Below are 688 nucleotides of genomic sequence, written 5' to 3'. Positions count from 1 at the left end.
CCAGGGGTTCGGCGGGGTGCAGATCCCGCGTGTCAACGACGAAGTGGTGGTGGACTTCATCAACGGCGATCCGGACCGTCCGCTGATCATCGGCCGGGTGTATAACGAGGCGAGCATGCCGCCGTGGGCGCTGCCGGCGGCGGCGACGCAGATGGGCTTTTTAAGCCGGTCGAAGGATGGCACGGCGGATACGGCGAACGCGCTGAGGTTTGAGGATAAGGCGGGTGAGGAACACCTGTGGATCCAGGCGCAGAAGAACATGGATACGCATGTTAAAAATGATGAATCACACAGTGTTCTGAACAATCGCATGGTTTCAGTGGGTGCTAATAATGAGACCAGGGTAGAAGGCGACCATACTCTCGGCACTCAGGGAAATAGTAAAACGCTGACAACGGGCAATCGTACTGAACAGGCCTTTGCTTCTTACACAATTGCAGCCGGAGACACTGTAAGGATCGAGTGTGGTCTCAGCGCGATTGAGTTAACTAAAGAAGGTGCGATTAATTTTATTGGTAAAAATTTTAACATTACCGTCGATGGTAATGGAGAGATTAATACCAAAGGTGGTGAGTTACATTTAAATCCGGAAGGAGGAAGCGCTGCAATAATTGCACCGGGTAGTGGACATAAAAATAAAATAAAAAGTGAAATTGAAAACTACTTTTCTTCATCAGCAAAAAATACT

General features: G+C 49.3%; 1 protein-coding gene. It reads left to right on the top strand.

From position 1 onward, the window contains the following. Nucleotides 1-688, top strand: a 688-nt coding sequence (locus LQK91_RS21925) for a type VI secretion system Vgr family protein (RefSeq protein ID WP_231001693.1), incomplete at both ends; no start/stop codon positions are given.

Source organism: Pantoea sp. MHSD4, from assembly GCF_021043305.1.
GTDB lineage: Bacteria > Pseudomonadota > Gammaproteobacteria > Enterobacterales > Enterobacteriaceae > Pantoea > Pantoea eucalypti.
The sequence above is the reverse complement of the archived record's forward strand: the minus strand, read 5'-3'. Positions and strand labels throughout refer to the sequence as shown.